Source organism: Anaerocolumna sp. AGMB13020, assembly GCF_033100115.1.
In the GTDB taxonomy this organism is placed as follows: Bacteria; Bacillota; Clostridia; order Lachnospirales; family Lachnospiraceae; genus Anaerocolumna.
Genome location: NZ_CP136910.1, coordinates 4825507 through 4844178 on the forward strand (window position 1 = coordinate 4825507; position 18672 = coordinate 4844178).

An 18672-nucleotide genomic window follows, 5' to 3' on the forward strand; every position below is an offset into this window, starting at 1 on the left:
ATTTATACGCTCTATTCCTGCGTGATATGTTCAAGATTACCCTCTGTTACCGAGACATTATCAGGATTCTCTTGGGGGGTATTATCAGATAGAGCATTTATGCTGTCTGTTGAATCAGAATTCTCCGGTATAAGTACAATATGTACTTTATCGATTCGGTTCTTCATGACGGCATCGACCGTGTAAATAACATTGTCTTCTGTAATAGTCTCTCCGACTTCCGGCAGATGGTCCAAAAGATATATTAAATGTCCTGCTATAGAATCATAGTCATCTGATTCAAGTTCAAGATCCAGAGCATCATTTATCTCATCCAGTTTCGTATTTCCATCTACAATATATTCAGTATCAGATATCTTACGAATACTGTCTTCTTCATCTGCATCATATTCGTCACGAATTTCGCCAACGATTTCTTCCAGAAGATCCTCCAATGTAATAAGGCCGGTTGTGGTGCCGTACTCATCGAGTACGATGGCCAGGGATACATAGTTTTTACGCATTTCCTTTAACAGTTCTGTGGTTTTCTTGTATTCATAAGTAAAGTAAGGCTCTCTCATGATATTTTTTATCTGAAAATCTTCTTTACTGCCCTGGTAAAAGAAAATATCTTTTAAATTCAGGATGCCTATAACATTATCCCGGGATTCACTGTAGACGGGCATTCGTGTGTACTTATCCTTGGAAAAAAGCTCCACTAATTCATCATAGGACAGGGAAACTTCTGCAAATACCATATCCACACGGGGAACCATAACATCCTTTGCCATAGAATCACCGAAATCCACTACATTGGTTATCATCTGTTTCTCGTCCATCTCGATAACACCTTCTTCATGACTTACCTCAACGATGGAACGAAGTTCATCCTCAGTGATAACAGAGGCCTTCTCACGTGTGTTGACATGGAAAATCATAAGGATGAGAGAAGATATTCTTGTGACCAGAAAGGTAAGTGGAGACATAATTCTGATAAAGAGCAAAAGCAACCGGCCAAAACGAAGGACAAACTTCTCGGAATCCATTTCGGCCAGAGTATTCGGAATCATTCTTGCAAATATCAACATAACAAAGATAAGTGCAGCTATTATTATCACAACGCCGACAGGTGTATAATGATCAAGGGCAAGAGAGGTAGCTAATGATGATATGGACAGATTAATAATTACATTGCCTATAAGTATTGTATTCTGCATTCTAGCCGGTTTCTCCAGTAAATCATTCACCAACCTGGCTTTGTTATTACCTTCTTCAGAAAGACTGCGGATACGCAGTTTGTTAACAGTAGTAAAAGCAGTTCTTGCTGACGAAAAAAATATGGATAGCAGTAATAAAACACCTAATATTATCATACGCGTGACTTCACTCGAGTCCAAATAATCATCTCCTATTCTGTAAGGCGGCATTATGCTCAAATCAATTCGTATAATTGAAATTATCTTATCATATATAGAAATTATATAAAATTATACAATAAAAAATGCCGAGTCAATAAAATAAATTGGTTATAAGTTACAATTGGAAAAATAAATAAACAAGGTAAATTTTACATGAAAAGAAGAGGAATGTCAATATAAACACCAGATATGGAAGAGATTACGTGGCAAATAGGACTATTTTCTTAATAAGTGTTAAGATTTTGTTATAATATCAAAATAACTATTGTGCAGAATGAAAATCCGGTGTAAAATCACTTATGGTGTTTAAAGTTCTGTCGAATTGGATCGAATGAAATTTACACCTGGAAGCTTATTAGTCAGTTTTATGACAGGAGACGTTAATGAGAAAAAAATCACATATCTCTTTGGCTGGATATTTATTAGACAGTATGAACATCGATGAGCTTTTTCAACATAGGAAAGCATTTTACTACGGCAGTATATTACCGGATATTAAGCCATCTTTTCTTACCAAAAGGCATACCATAGAAGAAACCTTTGATATACTGACAGAAGAAATTATTAAGATAACCGATGAATTTCAAGTACACAAAGGAATTAACAGGTATTTTACAAGACATTTAGGTGTTGTAACCCATTATATAGCGGATTATTTCACTTATCCCCATAACAGTATATTTACTGGAAGTATCAAAGCGCACTGTGGATATGAGAAAAAACTCATAACGGCATTAAAAGAATATGTTAAGAGCGAAGATGCTGTGAATGCCCGGGCAAAGAATTTTCTATTTGCCACGGTGGAAGAAATATTGAAGTTTATTAAGGAAATGCATGCTGAATATTTAAAGGTAGCTAAGAAAGTTGCTGTAGACTGTTTTTACATTGTAGAATTGTGTCATAAAGTAGTAGATGGAATCCTGCAGATTTTTGAAATGAATTTGAAAGCCCTAACTCAGATAGAAGCGGCATAATAGAAAGATATACAATAAAGTCCCGGAATAAATGTGTTAATACATTTACTCCGGGACTTTTTAAAGCACTTATTTTGTTATTGCCGCCCATACTTATCAAATACAGCCAGTTCAGAGACGTCAATATAAGAAATCTCTTAGTTATTATCGTCCTCGCGGTCAATCTGCATAACCTGTCTTTTTCTCGCAAATTCATCGTTATCCAGATACTCATCATAGGTTGTAACCTTATCGATTAGACCGTTAGGTGTAATTTCAAAGATACGATTAGCTATGGTCTGAACAAACTGATGATCCTGGGAAGTAAAAAGGATAACTCCGGAAAACTTCATAAGACCATTATTTAATGCAGTTATGGACTCCATATCCAAATGGTTGGTAGGTTCATCCATAATAAGCACGTTAGAACCAAGAATCATCATTTTAGAGAGCATTACTCTAACACGTTCTCCACCGGAGAGGACATTAACCTTTTTAACTCCCTCTTCACCTGCAAAGAGCATTCTTCCAAGGAAACCTCTTACGTAGGTAACATCTTTCTCAGGAGAAAAAGGCATAAGCCAGTCAACGATGATATCCTCTGAGGCAAACTCTTTTGTATTATCTTTCGGAAAATAGGACTGGCTGGTGGTAATACCCCACTTATATGTTCCTTCATCAGGCTCCAGTTCCCCAGCTAATATACGGAAAAGTGTTGTAGTTGCAAGAGTATTTGGACCAACAAAAGCAGCTTTATCATCATGGGTAATGGTAAAGGAAAGATTATCCAGAACCTTTACGCCATCAATAGTCTTTGATAGGTTTGTTACGGTCAGAACTTCATTTCCTATTTCACGGAAAGGTCTGAAATCAATATATGGATATTTACGGCTGGAAGGACGTATATCATCCAGTTCAATTTTTTCAAGAGCCTTCTTACGGGAAGTAGCCTGCTTGGACTTGGAGGCATTCGCGCTGAATCTCTGGATAAATTCCTGTAATTCCTTGATCTTATCTTCTTTCTTCTTATTTGCTTCTTTCATCTGCTTAACCATTAACTGGCTGGATTCATACCAAAAATCGTAGTTACCGGCATAAAGCTGAATCTTTGCATAGTCGATATCAGCAGTATGCGTGCAGACTTTATTTAAGAAGTAACGGTCATGGGATACCACAATTACGGTATTTTCAAACTGAATAAGGAATTCCTCCAGCCATCTGATAGCTTCCATGTCCAAATGGTTGGTAGGCTCATCTAACAGAAGGATATCAGGATTTCCGAATAAAGCCTGTGCAAGAAGAACTTTCACCTTCTGGTTACCGTTTAACTCGCTCATCATTTTATAATGAAGTTCTGTATCAATTCCTAAACCGTTTAACAGAGTAGCAGCATCGGATTCAGCTTCCCAACCGTTAAGGGTAGCGAATTCACCCTCCAGTTCACTTGCCTTAATACCATCTTCTTCTGTAAAATCTTCTTTTGCATAGATGGCATCTTTTGCTTTCATGATGTCATACAGAACCTGATTGCCCATAATTACAGTATTTAATACATCATACTGGTCATATTTAAAGTGATCCTGTTGTAAGAAGGAAAGACGCTGTCCGGGAGTGATAATTACATCACCTTTTGTAGGCTCTAACTGTCCCGAAAGAATTTTAAGGAAAGTAGATTTACCGGCTCCGTTGGCACCGATTAAACCATAACAGTTTCCTTCTGTGAATTTGATATTTACATCTTCAAATAAAGCTCTTTTTCCGAGCCTTAAAGTAATGTTACTTGCCTGAATCATTTTTAACCCTCGCATATCCCCAAAGGAACAGGGATATTGCCACAATTTATATTAGTTGAAAGAAGCAGTATGTGGCATCCTTTCTCTGTGAAATATTTCCTTTCAACTGAAGCTTCGGTCACTGTGTTTTGCACATTCATTTCTATTTTATCGTATAATCATTATTTTGCAAGCATTTTCTTACGAGCAGGCATTTTCCTATGTTACCAGCAGGCATTTTTATTCTGGTATTTAAGCTGTACTCGATATCGCTGCACTTCCTTCAGTGGCTTCTGAGATTATTGGTATATGGAGAATCCTTAAAACCTGTTTATCAAAATGTAAGGAAAGTGTAAGATAAAATAAATTGAATAAATCCCATATAATGGATAGAATTAAGAGGATAACCTAGAAGTACAGGTATATTAGAAGTTATCAGGTGTTAGAAATTAATCAGTTGTGTTCAAAACTGATTTTAGATTGGAGGATTATTTGGATACAGTATTAAAAGTAGAGAATCTATATAAACGACTGGGTAAAAGACCTATTATAAAAGGAATCTCTTTTTCGGTCCAGGAGGGAGAAATATTTGGATTTTTAGGTCCCAATGGTTCCGGAAAGACCACGACGATAAAAATGCTGGTAGATTTGATTTCTATGGATACTGGGAGCATTACTATCATGGGAAATAATTTAAAGACTGAAAGAGAAAAAGCCCTGGCATATGTAGGAGCCGTGGTGGAATCACCGGAACTGTACAGCTATCTGTCCGGATATGAGAATCTGGCACAGATAGCACGTATCCGAAAAATCTCAAAGGAACGCATTGCTGAAGTGGTTGAGCTGGTAGGGCTATCAGAACGTATAAAGGATAAGATGAAGAAATATTCTTTAGGAATGAAACAACGCCTTGGGTTGGCAGCGGCACTTTTATCTGAACCAAAGCTTCTTATTCTGGACGAGCCAACAAACGGCCTGGACCCCAACGGGATTATAGAACTCCGTAATATCCTTAAAAGGCTTGCCAGAGACAAAGGAATGGCGGTATTCGTCTCTTCCCATATATTAGGGGAAATTCAACAGCTATGTGATACGGTTGCCTTTATTGAGAGCGGTGTAATAACTTCCGTTGAAAGTATGACAGCCGTTCATCAGACATATGTGTATATCCTGGAAGCGGAGAAAACAGAAGAAACTCATAGCTTGCTTCTTGCCTTAAAAGGAATTAAAAATGTAAAAGAAGTTGAAGAAGGGTACACCATAGAACTGGAAGGAAGAAAACCCGGTGATGTCTTAAAAGAAATGATTAACTCCGGAATTGATGTCCAGACTTTCTCCAGGCATTTAAAAGAATTGGAAGAAAGATATCTGGAATTGATAAAAGGAGGTATCCGTTAATGTTTGGAGGACTTTTTGTTAATGAAGTAATAAAGCTGTTTACCAAGAAAAAGACCTATATTATATGGGGATTGTTCATCATATTGTGTGTCATTCTGGTAGTGGTAAATGAAACTGCTGAAAAGAATTATTTGCGATACAACAGCCCGGAAGCGCAGCTTGAGAATCTTACTGCTGAGCTTAAGAATCAGGAAAGCTATCTTGCAAGCCTGAAAAGTGATACAAGTTTATCAGAAGAGGAAAGGCAACTCTATGAAGTACAAGGCAACAGTTACCTGGAGAGCCTGAAAGAGCAGATTGCTACTGCCAAAGCTTCACTTGCAGCAGCAAAAGGCACCGACTGGCGAGACAATCTTAAGCAGCAGATTGAAGAGCAGAAGAAAAGCCTGAATGAGACAGAGGATACGGCGTCTAAGAAATATCAGGCCAGAGAAATTGAAAAGCTTCAGATGCATCTTGATAATAATATTCCGTTAGATGACTCCAGCTATAATACCGGAATTAATTACTATGTACTCAGTATAACGATGATTGCTGCAAGCTTTTTAGGATTTGGTTTAATTATGTTTAATGGAGATAATGTTTCAAGCGAATATAATCCTGGCACTCTTAAGTTTTTGCTTATACAACCTGTTACCCGTATAAAGGTACTGCTCAGTAAGTTCTTGGTCATGGTACTGAGTTCTGCCTTACTGATAATGATAACGCAGTTTCTGTTTTTTATAGGGGTTGGTCTTGTGAAAGGCTTTGGAGGTTTTAACAGGCCGGTATTAGTAGGTATTAAGTACGAATATATCTTTAGTAACGGTCAGAAGTATTTGACAGAAATAACCGGCAGTGGTTATTATATACCTTTATGGCAGTATTTACTTAAGGCTTTATTGCTGCAGTTTTTGTTTCTGGTCGTAATGGTATCTTTTATACTTTTGGTCTCAACAATATCAAAATCCAGTGTAATAGCCATGACAGTTCTAATCTGTACTATATTAGGCGCGAATATCGTATACGGCTTATCAGCAACCTATCGAAAAATATCACCGTTCGTTTTCTTGCACTATTCAAACATTGACGATGTTATTACAGGGCGAGCGGTGTATAGAACCTCCTCCTTCTTATTTACAGGACAGACGGTTATCATTATGTCCGTTCTATCTGTAATTCTTTTCTTGGGAGCATCACTATGGGTGTTCAAAAAGAGAGATATTCAGATATAGGGTGAGTTAATTCGTTATAGATGTTTTTAGTTTATATGAACAGCATTAGTTATTGAAGCTGAGTCTTACGAAAGACTTTAGCAGTTGAGTATTGATAAACCGGAAACAATAACCGGGGTGATAACCATAAATTTTTTATTTAAAATCTTATTATATTATGGATAGTCCTATATTATCACGGTTGTATAAGTTGAATTGATCTTGAGTGCTTGATTCCTTGCGGATGAATCATGAAGAAAACTTATATGCACACAGGGAGTTATAGGGCTATCGTTGCGTTTTCTGATCATTCAGCCGTAACGCAAGAAAAATGTAAAGGTGTCTTAGATTGCTAAAAGCTTTTTTATAATTAAAAGCAGAGGTAAGGGTATATGTTATTAAATGAGCGGCAAACATATTAGATGAATATCTAATATTCTTGCCGCTGTATTTAGTTATATTTAAAAGGAAGCATAGTGCGAAAGGAAGCATAGTGCGAAAGGAAGCATAGTGCGAAAGGAAGCATAGTACGAAAGAAAGCATAGTGCGAAAGAAAGCATAGTGCGAAAGAAAGTATAGTTCGAAAGAATGCGTAGTTCGAGAGGAAGCATAGTTCCAAAAGAAGCATAATTCAAAAGGAAGTGTAGCCAGGAAGTATAACACAATAGAAAATAAAATTCGAGAGAATGTCTAAGACGAAAGAAAAATAAATCAAAGAAAGTATATTTTAAAGGATTCGTCCTTATTTTCCGTTCTTGTAAATCACTAGCAAATCATAATAGAAGTAAATAAAACCTAATAAAAATTCCAAAATAAGATTTTGAAAATAGTATTAAATAATACTCAAACTTATGATATTAGATAAACATCTATTATTTATATTAGACAATCATCTAATATTATTGACGAATATCTTTTCGTGTGTTAAATTAGTAAAAACAAAGTGGGAGGAAAAACAATGGAAATAAAAGATTATAGATTGATTACTGAACCTAACTGGGACTATGAACTGGTAAATACAATTGTAGATACTCTTGGAAATAAGGAAAAAGAAACAAGTAATTCTCCAATCGCTAAAGAGTTTGCAGTAATTTTAAAAAATGTTTATGAGTACAAGGAAAAGGTGTTGGAAGGGGTTCTGCCTATTCTGGAGAAATATCCTGATATTAGACAGCTCTTTGAAATCACTGCTGTTGAAAAGGATAACAGAGCGAGACCCATTCTAGTTACCCTCACCAGCCAGAAGAAACTCCATGCAGGTATGACAAAAGAAGAGATGGATGTCATCATGTTAGAGGGAGTCCAGGACTGGGCAAAATCAGTTAGTGGTGAATACAGCGAAATCAGGATAACAAATTTATCTGAGTTTATCGAGTTTTTAAAGGACCTGGAAACCGAAGACAGTGTTAAGATGAAAATGATAACAATATACTCTGAACGCTACACATTATTGCCAAGAGCCCAGCAGTTTATAGCAGAGAGCATTAAAATACTGCAGGAGTATTATCCAATTGTGGAAAAAGAGTTTGAAGAAGCAATCGTATCGCTACAGGATAAGTCCTATTTAGAAAGCAATTTTAATGATCTGGGATACATTAAATTTGGTAAATGTAACCGAATTGTTGTGCAGCCCTGCATACTGCCCTATAACCAGATTGCTGTGGACTGGAGAGATGAGGAGGAAAAAGAAGTTGCTGCAGATGTAGGTATTTATGTATTTCAGCTTAGCAACACAAATAAGAAGGTTGCTTTAAGTGATTCCAAGATTCTAAGTGCACTAAAAGCCTTAGGCGATGCCACCAGACTCAAAATAATCCGTATGCTTTCAGGAAAAAAGATGTATATTCAGGAAATTGCAGATGTATTAGGTCTCACACCGGCGACGGTATCCCATCATATTAACCTGCTACTGCAAGAGGGATTTGTATGCGTAACAGTAGACGTGGAAAAAGCAAAAAAAATCTTTTATGAAATCAACCCTGCAAAGTTCCACGAATGGGGAGAGGCCGTGAAGCAGCTTGGGGTGGAAGCCTTGAGCACTGACAGGAAAGGGGAAGGGCAGTAATGGAAGAAAACTTAAAATATCCCATTGGCAGTACCCTCGGGAGAATGTTAGCCAATGTGACTGCAACAAATAAGAAACTCTATCTCTTTTTTTTAATCTATACGCTGGCGGGAGGTATTTATCCTTTTTTTGCAGTATTATTACCTAAATATCTTTTGACGGAAGTAACCGGAGGAGAGGGCACAATAGAAGGTATACTTAAAATTGTTTTATTATTCCTGGGATTAATGGCGGCCTTCGGGTTTATAAGAACTTTCACCAATTCCATTTCTTATCCTGCTATTACCTATTTAAGACTCGATTATTTAAGAGATACCTTCGATAAGCTGGTCAGTGTAGATTATCAGCATATGGAGGATTCCAATTTCTTTGAGAAGAATGAAAGAGCTTTACAGGCGAACAGCTCAAACGATAACGGAGTGGAAGGGGTATACCATAAATTATTTGAAGTAGGTCCGATACTTTTGACTTCTTTAGGATTACTGGTTATTATCGGCAGGCTGAATATATGGATTTTGCTTGGACTTTTGCTGAATATTGCAGTTGGTATCTGGGTTAGAAGGGGTGTTCATAAATATAACTACCGGAGGAAAGAAGAGGTTGCTCATGCCGCGCGTAAGATGCAATATTACTATAATACCACACATGACTTCAGCTATGGAAAAGATATCCGGTTATACCGTTTTCAGAACAGAGTCAATGAAAATTATAGTAAGGAAATCAAAGGCTATTTAAAGCTTCAAAAAAGCATTAAGAACAGAGAGTTTTCACTGGGGTTAATGGAAGTGCTTACTTTCCTGATCAGTAATGGGCTTACCTATGCCATTTTGATCTACAAAACCGCAAACGGTATGCCTATTGCAGATTTTTCCATGTACCTGACAGCAGTTACCTCCCTGACGGTAATGCTTAATCAGGTATCAGAGCAGTTTACATTTATTTTGAATGAAGGTCAGTATGTTCATGATTTTTATACGTTTCTTGATACCGATATGGGGGATAAGGAACTAAAAGAAAAATCGGTAAGCGCAGAAAGACTTAAAGCAGGAGAGACCCTTGAGGTTGTATTTGACGATGTTAGTTTCTGCTATCCGGGAACAGAGAAGTATATCTTCAAACATCTGAACTTTACAATAAATAAAGGTGAGAAATTAGCCATTGTTGGTATTAACGGAGCCGGAAAAACCACCCTTGTAAAGCTGATGACCGGCCTATTTCCGGTAACAGAGGGTGAAATCAGAATAAATGGTATTCCGATTTCCGAGTTTAATAAAAAGGATCTTTATGCTATGTTTTCTGCAGTATTTCAGGATGTTAATGTACTGGCATATACCATTAAGGAGAATATTGCCTGTTCTTCCCTGGATGGAAACGAAGACAGAGTACGTAAGGTGCTGGAAAAGGTAGGACTTAAAAAGAAAATTGACAGCCTGCCAAAAGGGATTGATCAGACAATGTTAAAAGTAATAGAAGAAGACGGTGTGGAATTTTCCGGTGGTGAGAGCCAGAAATTAGCCATTGCAAGAGCGCTGTATAAGGATGCAAGAATGGTTATTATGGATGAACCTACTGCAGCTCTGGATGCACTGGCAGAAGCAGAAATATATGAGAACTTCAGTGATCTGGTGAAAGGAAAAACAGCAGTATACATTTCTCATCGATTAGCCAGTACAAAATTCTGTGACAAAATTGCACTTTTCGATGGTGACGGGCTTAAGGAGTATGGTAACCATGATGAGCTCATGAATGCCAAAGGTGAGTATTATAATATGTTTATGATTCAGGGTAAATATTACAACGAGGAGGTGGCTGTAAGTGAATAATGTTAAGACCTTAAAGAAATTTATCAGCGTTTGCTTTAAGATATCACCTTCTTATATCTTTCTGTTACTGCTTCAGTCTTTAACGGAAACAGGACAGATATTAATAAATGTCATACTTCCTAAATTTCTGGTAGATGAGCTGGTTGGCGGAAGAGACAAAGATAATCTGATACGATATGGAATGTTAATTGTATTGTCAAATGTGCTCTTTTTCTTTTTGAATAAATTAATGAAACGAATCCTGGAAGTTCGCAATATCTACATGAAAGAGAAGCTCAACCAGGCCATGGCTGATAAAATCATGAAAGTTGAATTCGCCTGTCTGGAAGATCCTTATTATCTGGATCTAAAGGAAAGAGCTATGTTTGCCTGCCGTACTATGAGTGCATTGGAGAATCTCATACGAAGCATAACCGAAGTGCTTAAGAATACAGTGACCCTTCTTGGACTCCTTGCAGTTATGTTCACCCTAAGCCCTCTCTTTGTACTGCTATTAGTAATTACAATTGCAATCGCTGTCGTTATGCAGAACTTCTTCTCGAAATACCAGTTGAAATTCTATCAGGACCTTATACCGATCAACAGAAGATATGGCTATTATATGGAGCTGTGTTTTATTGATAAATTACAGAAAGATATACGTATTTATGATATGAATAAAATGCTGACAGACAGGGTGATGGAATTTAACGGAAAGATTTATGACTGGTCCAAGACCTATCAGAAGAAGCAGGGCATATTCCTTGGATTTACCGGAATCATCAATGACCTTCAGGCTGCTATTGCTTATGGTTATGTAGGAATTCGAGTTATCTCCGATACTCTTGGCGGCAAAATAGGCATCGGTTCCTTTACCATGTATGTTTCCGCAGCAATTAATTTTACTACAGCAGCCACAAACCTTGGCAAAAACATTATGACAGTAATCCAGATGCTTGGTTACCTGCAGCCCTTTATGGAATTTATGTCCCTGCCTGACGAAGAGAAGAAAGAAGGCAGCCTGCCGTTTGAGGAGAAGGTAGAAGCTCTGCGTTTTGAAAATGTCAGCTTTCATTATCCAAAGTCAGATAATATGGTATTAAGGAATATCTCCTTTGAGATTAAAAAAGGGGAGAAAATATCCATTGTTGGATTAAATGGTGCCGGTAAGTCAACCATTGTTAAACTCCTTTGTAGACTTTACAAGCCCACCAGCGGTACAATCTATGTTAATGGACACGATATTTACGAATATGAATTCTCCAGTTATATGAAAGGATTAGCAGCGGTATTTCAGGATTATAAACTATTTGCTTTCTCAATTTTTGAGAATGTAAAAGGCGGAGAAGAGAGTGAAGATGGGAAGAAATATCGTGATAAAGTAAGCGAGCTCTTAAAGCAGGTAGGATTAAAAGATAAAATAGCAGAACTTCCCAAAGGAATGGACACTTTATTTGGTAAAGTCTACGATCAGGAGGGCATAGAAATGTCCGGTGGACAGAGTCAAAAGGTTGCTATTGCAAGAGCGCTCTATAAAGATGCCTCAATGATTATATTAGATGAGCCTACCAGTGCATTGGATCCGTTGGCAGAAGCTGAAATCTATGAGAATTTTAACCAGCTGGTGGGTGATAAAACAGCAATTTATATATCACACCGTATGTCCAGCAGTGTATTCTGCGATAAGGTGCTGGTATTGGATGGTGGTCATGTAACAGACTTTGACAGCCATTCAAAATTAATGGAGAAGGAAGAAAGTATGTACTATAAGCTGTTCCGTTCTCAAGCTGTGAATTACCAGGTATAAATAGCATGTAATTATAAATTGAAAAGGGACTGCCGGATTCTAAGTGGTATTTATTGCTTCTAATTCCCGGCAGTCCTTTTATTAAAATATTAACGTTCGGACAGTTGTTCCATTTTGGCTTCCAGAGTCCTTAGCTGTTCTGTTATGTAGTGATTATCGGTAATCAGTTCTTTTACCATCTTCCTGACCATAACCGTCAGGCATATAAAAACAAGTGGTATAGCAGCAGAAAGGAAGCTGCATATATAAAAGAAAGGTTTGAAATCTGTCTGTCGCAGATGCCAGTAATCAAAAAGCATTATAAAGGAAAAGGCTGAACCTCCAAGGCTTAACAAAGAGAAAACCAGGAATAGATTCGATAACTTTCTTAAATCAGAATACAACAGGATTACCTCCTTCATAAAATAATATTTTATTCGTGGATGCAGTAAGCTTCCACACACGACTTATGGAGAGTCAGAACGTCTGGGAAATATAAATATACTTTAGTTTAGCAATATTTATAGATCTGTGCAAGGGGGGATTGGGCTGAAAAAGGAGAATTTGGTAAGCTTGATTTGAAGAAGGGAAAATGCTATAATTAGGCTTAATAGCGGGAAAAACGAAGGTTTTACGTGGCACAGAGGAAGCGTAAATCGTTTAAAAGTATGTACATGGGTTTCAGAAGGGAATACGTGCGCTTAAACAGGAGGAATTGCTTTGAGCTTTGATCAGGGTAATACAGTATAGTGAAGCGGGCAGATGGGGCAGGGAGGTTTTTGATGATAAAAGAGAAGGATGGGAGTACAGCAGCAGGAGTGACAGAAAGACTGGGCGTCACTTTATGGAAGGATGGTATCAATTTCGCACTTTATCTGCCTGATGAGAAGGAATGCAGATTGAATCTGTACAACAGAGTTACCGAAAAGCAGCTATTCTCCCTTCGGTTAACCAATGAGTATAGAAACGGTAATATTTTTTCAGTATTTATTAAACAAAAACAGTTTAAGAAGTTTTTCCCGGAGCAGGAAGACTGGCTTAAGAAGCTGGGCTATCTTTATGAAAGCAGAAGAGGTGAATTTCTGGATCCATGCGCAACGCTGCTTTATGGAAGAGAAGAATTCGGACAGAAGAAGTCTGAGAGAAAGAAACTGCTTGGTGGTATCAGCTGCTCTCTTTTTGACTGGGAAGGGGACAAACCCTTAGAACGGAATTTTAGGGAATCTATAATGTACAAGCTTCATGTTCGTGGCTTTACCATGGATTCAAGTTCAGCGGTTAGCTGCCCCGGTACCTTCTATGGTATCACAGAAAAGATTCCTTATCTAAAAGAACTGGGGATTAACTGCTGCCTGCTGCTGCCGATATATGAATTTGAAGAATCCCTGGAGAGTAAAGGGATTTATGATAAGATAAATTATTGGGGATATACAGAGGATAATATATACTTTGCGCCCAAGGCAGCCTATGCCTTTCAAAAAGAGTCACCGGAGAAAGAGCTAAAATATATGGTAAAGGCTCTCCATAAAAGCGGTATTGAGGTAATACTTGACATGAACTTCGCTCCCGGCACCAATACCATTGTTGTTTTGGAATGCCTGAGGTACTGGGTGAATGAATACCATATAGATGGCTTCAGACTATCCAACAGTTCTGTTCCAGTATCCATAATTTCTTCAGATCCTTTGCTGGGAAAAACAAAGATATTATCGGAAGGCTGGGATTATAGGATTCCGCCTGAGAAAAATAAAACCTTTATCAATTACGGTGAATGCAATCAAAATTTCAGCATTACGGCGAAAAGATTACTAAGAGGTGAGGAAGAGCAGGTAAAAGATTTTGCCACGCAATTTACCTCTCTGTCAGAGGAGGCCGGAACTGTCAAATACCTGACGAATCATGATGGTTTTACCCTGTGGGATGTATTTTCCTATGACAGGAAGCATAATGAAGCCAACGGAGAAAATAACAGGGACGGACAGGATTACAATTACAGCTGGAACTGTGGGAAAGAAGGAAAGGGCGGTAAAAATATACTTGCACTTCGCCGGAAACAAATGAGAAATGCATTTGTTCTGCTGCTTTTATGTCAGGGAACACCCCTTATATTAGCGGGAGATGAATTCTGTAACACCCAGGAGGGAAATAATAACCCTTACTGCCAGGATAACAGCATTTCATGGCTTAACTGGGCAAAGGTATCGGAGGAATATGATATTAACCAATGGGTGAAAATGCTGATAGATATTCGCAGAACACATCCGGTGTTTCAGAGAAAAGACCCCTTTCGGCAAATGGATTATATTGCTTGTGGAATGCCGGATCTTTCTTTTCATGGAACCAGTCCCTGGTATCCTGATTATGATCATTACAGCAGACAATTAGGTATTATGTTATGTGGTGCCTATGCTGCGGTTGACAGTAATCTATACGATGACTCTTTCTATCTTGCTCTTAATTTTCACCAGGATATGCAGGAATTTCATTTGCCAAAAGCCAGAGAGGGAGAAGTATGGATATTGTTACTGTCAACGGCGGAAGGATACTGCAGGGTTTTAGGAGAGCAGGAAGCTGAGATTGAAATCGGCAAAGCGGAGCGCTTTACTTTGGAAGGAAGAAGCATTAAGATATATGTTACACAAAAAGTATTAGAAACATAAGATATGGTCATAATAATGTCCACTGTTCTGACAGCCCTTCTTTGCGGTGGTTTCGTTTAACTATTTAATCGAATCGATTGATTTTAATAAATATATACCGCAAAGAGGACTTTCAGACCAGCATTCGGACATGTTCAAAGAATGGCGGCTGGTAAATGGTTTCAGCTTATGAAAAAATTCGGTATAGTATCAAGAGTACCTGTCCCGTGTGTCATTCTCGGTTGTATCCGATGGATTAAAGTAAAGGTCCGAAAATTGATCCAGAAGCTCAGAGTGTTTGTCCGGAAAGTACATCGGACTATGAGTTTCAAAATCGGTAACGCTGTTTCTGTTTGGAAAACGGTAATAGCTTCGTTTGGAATGGTCAAAATACATACAAATACCCTCCTTACTGAATTATATTTCCGGGTTTGTCAGAAAACTCTGACGGTATACGTTGGATAAAGTGAAAGAATTAATTGGTTGTTCTGTTTGAGACTAGTATCTGTAGGTTAGGAGGAAATATACTTGGTATCATTAAAAATACTGGATGTTAAAAGTTTTATGGGAAGTCTGCTCATCCAAAAGATATTTGACAATTTTATGGTTTCAGAAGCTGAGGTGATAACCTATGCACATTTTTCCATAGATGGTAAGATAAATCAATCTTTTTATACAGAGGAAGAAAAGGAGGAACTGCAGCTAAAAAAATATGCCAAATGGGCAGATATAAAGCCCTATGTTTTTTCGGTTGTGAAAGGAAATAAGCTTCCTTTGTTCATAAAAATAGTAATGCTCTTATCACCGGAGAACACCGAAAAGCTCCTGGCCCAATCCGGTGTTGCTTTAAGCAAAGAGGACATTAACGGATTATTTTTAAATATTCGTTATGAAAAAGAAAACCTGACCATTGTAACGGGAACCTCCATTGGGACCTTTACACTGGACAAGACACTTGATCATTTCTGGGATGAGAACGTGAAGAAGTTCCTAAAAAAAGAAGGTATTGCAGCGGAAGAGGAATAAAATAATTGTCTTGTTAGCACTCACTTTAAATGAGTGCTAATTTTGTCTTGACAAATACATACAAGCGTATTAATATTATGCTTATATGAGAGATAAAGAAAAGGAGCGATTATTATGATGAATGAACATGGAAGTCTGTCAATTAATTCGGAAAATATATTTCCTATTATTAAGAAATGGCTGTATTCTGACCATGATATCTTCTTTCGCGAACTGATATCTAACGGCAGTGATGCTATAACAAAATTAAAGAAGTTAGAACTTATGGGAGAGGCGAAGCTTCCTGAGGACAATAAATTCAAAATAGAAGTAATTGTTAATCCGGAAGAGAAGACCATCAAGTTTATTGATAACGGTGTTGGTATGACCTCTGATGAAGTGAAGGAATATATCAATCAGATAGCTTTTTCAGGAGCGACAGATTTCCTGAACAAATACAAAGACAAAACCAATGAAGAGCAGATCATCGGTCATTTTGGTCTTGGTTTTTATAGTGCATTCATGGTTGCAGATAAGGTTACAATTGATACACTTTCCTGGCAGGAAGGTGTTGAAAGTGTTCATTGGGAATCTGAAGGCGGTACCGAATTTGCCATGGAAGCAGGGGAGAAGGAGAGTAGAGGAACAGAGATTACCTTATACTTAAATGAAGAGAGCTATGAATTCTCCAATGAGTATCGTGCAAAAGAGGTTATCGAGAAATACTGTTCTTTCATGCCTGTTGAGATCTACTTCAAAAATGCCAATGCAAAAGAAGAGCCAGAGGAAGAAATTGAAGAAGAAAACGAAGCAGCAGAAGAGGATGTAATCGATGCTGCAGTGGATGAAGACGGTAATGTAACAGAAGATAAAGCGGAAACAGAAGACAAAGCAGAAACAGAAGAGAAAAAGCAAAAAGGTCCTAAACCTATCAATAATACAACCCCTCTCTGGACCAAGCATCCCAATGATGTGACAGAGGAAGAATACAAAGAGTTCTACCGTACGGTTTTCCATGATTACAAAGAGCCTTTGTTCTGGATTCATTTAAATATGGACTATCCTTTTAACTTAAAGGGAATTCTATATTTCCCTAAATTAAATACCGAATATGATACCTTGGAAGGAACCATCAAATTATTCAGCAATCAGGTATTTATCGCTGATAATATCAAAGAGGTAATACCGGAATTCCTGATGTTGCTAAAAGGTGCTATCGATTGCCCTGATCTTCCTCTTAACGTATCCAGAAGTGCACTTCAGAATGATGGCTTTGTAAAGAAAATTTCAGAGTATATCTCCAAAAAGGTTGCGGATAAATTATCCGGAATGTATAAGGTAGAGCGTGAAAGCTACGAAAAATTCTGGGATGATATCAGTCCTTTCATTAAGTTCGGATGCTTAAAGGATGACAAATTCAGAGATAAGATGAAGGATTTCATTATCTTTAAGAATCTTGAAGGCAAGTATGTTACTCTGCCTGAGTATGTAAAGGCAGCGAAAGGCGAAGCTTCTGATTCCGCTGAGGCTTCAGAGACCACAGAAGAAGTAAAAGCCTCCGAAAATACTGACGGCAGTGAGGGAGCAGATAAAGAAGAAAAGAAAGACATTGTCTACTATGTTACAAACGAACAACAGCAGAGTCAGTACATTAATATGTTCAAGCAGGAAGGCATTGATGCTCTTATCCTTACCCATAACATTGACCAGCCTTTTATCACTCAGTTAGAGCAGACGGAGAAGGATTACAAATTCCAGCGTATAGATGCTGATATCACAGACAGCTTTAAAGAAGAGGGCTCAACGGAAGAGGCTTTAAAAGATGAAAATGAGAAGCTTACAGAGCTGTTCCGAAAAGTATTAAACAAAGAAAAGCTCGAGGTTAAGGTCGTTAAGCTTAAGAATGAGAAGGTTTCTTCTATGATAACATTATCAGAAGAAAGCCGCAGAATGCAGGAAATGATGAAGATGTATAATATGTACGGAATGGATCCTAATATGTTTGGCAGCAGTGAAACCCTGGTGTTAAATGCTGGAAACAAACTGGTTCAATATATCTTCGAAAAGGAAGACAGTCAGTATGTGCCTCTGTTCTGTTCCCAGCTTTATGATCTTGCATTATTAAGCCATAAGCCACTTGATGGTGAAGCAATGACCAATTTTATTTCCAGAAGCAATGAGATAATGGAGATTCTGGCAAAGAATTAATAATATGAATCCAAAAAAGGAATAATTAGAATATATAGTAAATACAAAGGACAGTTTCTGAAATTCAGAAACTGTCTTTTATTTGCGTAATTAAAAGGACTCATATAATTAACAAGACTCAGTTTAGGGTGTGTATGTAAACTCATTGTATACCGTCCTTAAGGCTCTAATTTGAAGTACCCTGCCCTGTATTCTTGGGAGCATAACAACACTACGTCCCTGAATAGCACCATGATTCCCATAAACTGGAACCTCCAAACCGGTACAAGTAGTTTTCAGACATAGACCCAGGCAATCATGCCTTCCAATGTTTACTATAGGATAGCAATCAGAATTTTATAGAAAATTTATAGAAAACCTCTTTAAAATTATTATATTATGTGCTACAATTGGTAGTAATCAAAACTACATTAGGTGGTATTTGTAATAAAGGGATGTGGTTGACATAACCGAT

General features: G+C 37.6%; 13 protein-coding genes. 9 read left to right on the plus strand and 4 right to left on the minus strand.

The window, feature by feature from the left end; all coding sequences use genetic code 11:
- Positions 1–11: 11 nt before the first annotated feature.
- Positions 12–1376: an HlyC/CorC family transporter gene (locus tag R2R35_RS20310; RefSeq protein WP_317731654.1), complete on the minus strand. Its 1365-nt coding sequence runs from the start codon at positions 1374–1376 to the stop codon at positions 12–14.
- A 404-nt stretch (positions 1377–1780) separates the two neighbouring features.
- On the opposite strand from R2R35_RS20310, the gene R2R35_RS20315 reads away from it, so the two are divergent.
- Positions 1781–2371: a zinc dependent phospholipase C family protein gene (locus tag R2R35_RS20315; RefSeq protein WP_317731656.1), complete on the plus strand. Its 591-nt coding sequence runs from the start codon at positions 1781–1783 to the stop codon at positions 2369–2371.
- A gap of 137 nt (positions 2372–2508) precedes the next feature.
- Here the strand turns inward: R2R35_RS20315 and R2R35_RS20320 are convergent, their stop codons facing one another.
- On the minus strand, positions 2509–4143 hold the full coding sequence (locus R2R35_RS20320) for an ABC-F family ATP-binding cassette domain-containing protein (protein ID WP_317731658.1): 1635 nt from the start codon (positions 4141–4143) through the stop codon (positions 2509–2511).
- A gap of 471 nt (positions 4144–4614) precedes the next feature.
- Between R2R35_RS20320 and R2R35_RS20325 the strand changes: the two genes are divergently transcribed.
- From R2R35_RS20325 to R2R35_RS20345, 5 genes are all read left to right on the plus strand, one after another.
- Positions 4615–5520, plus strand: coding sequence for an ABC transporter ATP-binding protein (locus R2R35_RS20325; RefSeq protein WP_317731659.1), 906 nt, complete (start codon positions 4615–4617; stop codon positions 5518–5520).
- Positions 5520–6734 carry an ABC transporter permease subunit gene (locus R2R35_RS20330; RefSeq protein WP_317731660.1) on the plus strand — a complete coding sequence of 405 codons (1215 nt, stop codon included), beginning with the start codon at positions 5520–5522 and terminating at the stop codon, positions 6732–6734. The genes R2R35_RS20325 and R2R35_RS20330 overlap by 1 nt, the downstream gene beginning before the upstream one ends.
- Positions 6735–7671: 937 nt before the next feature.
- Positions 7672–8778 (plus strand): ArsR/SmtB family transcription factor, encoded by a 1107-nt coding sequence (locus R2R35_RS20335; RefSeq protein ID WP_317731661.1) that lies wholly within the window; start codon positions 7672–7674, stop codon positions 8776–8778.
- A complete protein-coding gene (locus R2R35_RS20340) occupies positions 8778–10601 on the plus strand; it encodes an ABC transporter ATP-binding protein (RefSeq protein WP_317731662.1) in 1824 nt (607 codons plus the stop codon). Before R2R35_RS20335 ends, R2R35_RS20340 begins: the two co-directional genes overlap by 1 nt.
- Positions 10594–12387, plus strand: coding sequence for an ABC transporter ATP-binding protein (locus R2R35_RS20345; protein ID WP_317731663.1), 1794 nt, complete (start codon positions 10594–10596; stop codon positions 12385–12387). Before R2R35_RS20340 ends, R2R35_RS20345 begins: the two co-directional genes overlap by 8 nt.
- An 89-nt stretch (positions 12388–12476) precedes the next feature.
- Here R2R35_RS20345 and R2R35_RS20350 read toward each other — a convergent pair whose 3' ends face one another.
- Positions 12477–12770: a hypothetical protein gene (locus tag R2R35_RS20350; protein ID WP_317731664.1), complete on the minus strand. Its 294-nt coding sequence runs from the start codon at positions 12768–12770 to the stop codon at positions 12477–12479.
- A gap of 378 nt (positions 12771–13148) precedes the next feature.
- On the opposite strand from R2R35_RS20350, the gene R2R35_RS20355 reads away from it, so the two are divergent.
- Entirely contained in the window at positions 13149–15026 is a 1878-nt protein-coding gene (locus tag R2R35_RS20355) for an alpha-amylase family glycosyl hydrolase (RefSeq protein ID WP_317731666.1), read from the plus strand.
- A 189-nt stretch (positions 15027–15215) separates the two neighbouring features.
- Here R2R35_RS20355 and R2R35_RS20360 read toward each other — a convergent pair whose 3' ends face one another.
- Complete coding sequence (locus R2R35_RS20360) at positions 15216–15401, minus strand: hypothetical protein (protein ID WP_317731667.1); 186 nt, start codon at positions 15399–15401, stop codon at positions 15216–15218.
- Between the two features lie 132 nt (positions 15402–15533).
- Here R2R35_RS20360 and R2R35_RS20365 point away from each other — a divergent pair, with 132 nt between their 5' ends.
- Together R2R35_RS20365 and htpG are read left to right on the plus strand one after the other, a co-directional pair.
- A complete protein-coding gene (locus tag R2R35_RS20365; RefSeq protein ID WP_317731668.1) occupies positions 15534–16031 on the plus strand; it encodes a DUF5721 family protein in 498 nt (165 codons plus the stop codon).
- Between the two features lie 114 nt (positions 16032–16145).
- Positions 16146–18218: a molecular chaperone HtpG gene (htpG, locus tag R2R35_RS20370; RefSeq protein ID WP_317731670.1), complete on the plus strand. Its 2073-nt coding sequence runs from the start codon at positions 16146–16148 to the stop codon at positions 18216–18218.
- Positions 18219–18672: the final 454 nt, after the last annotated feature.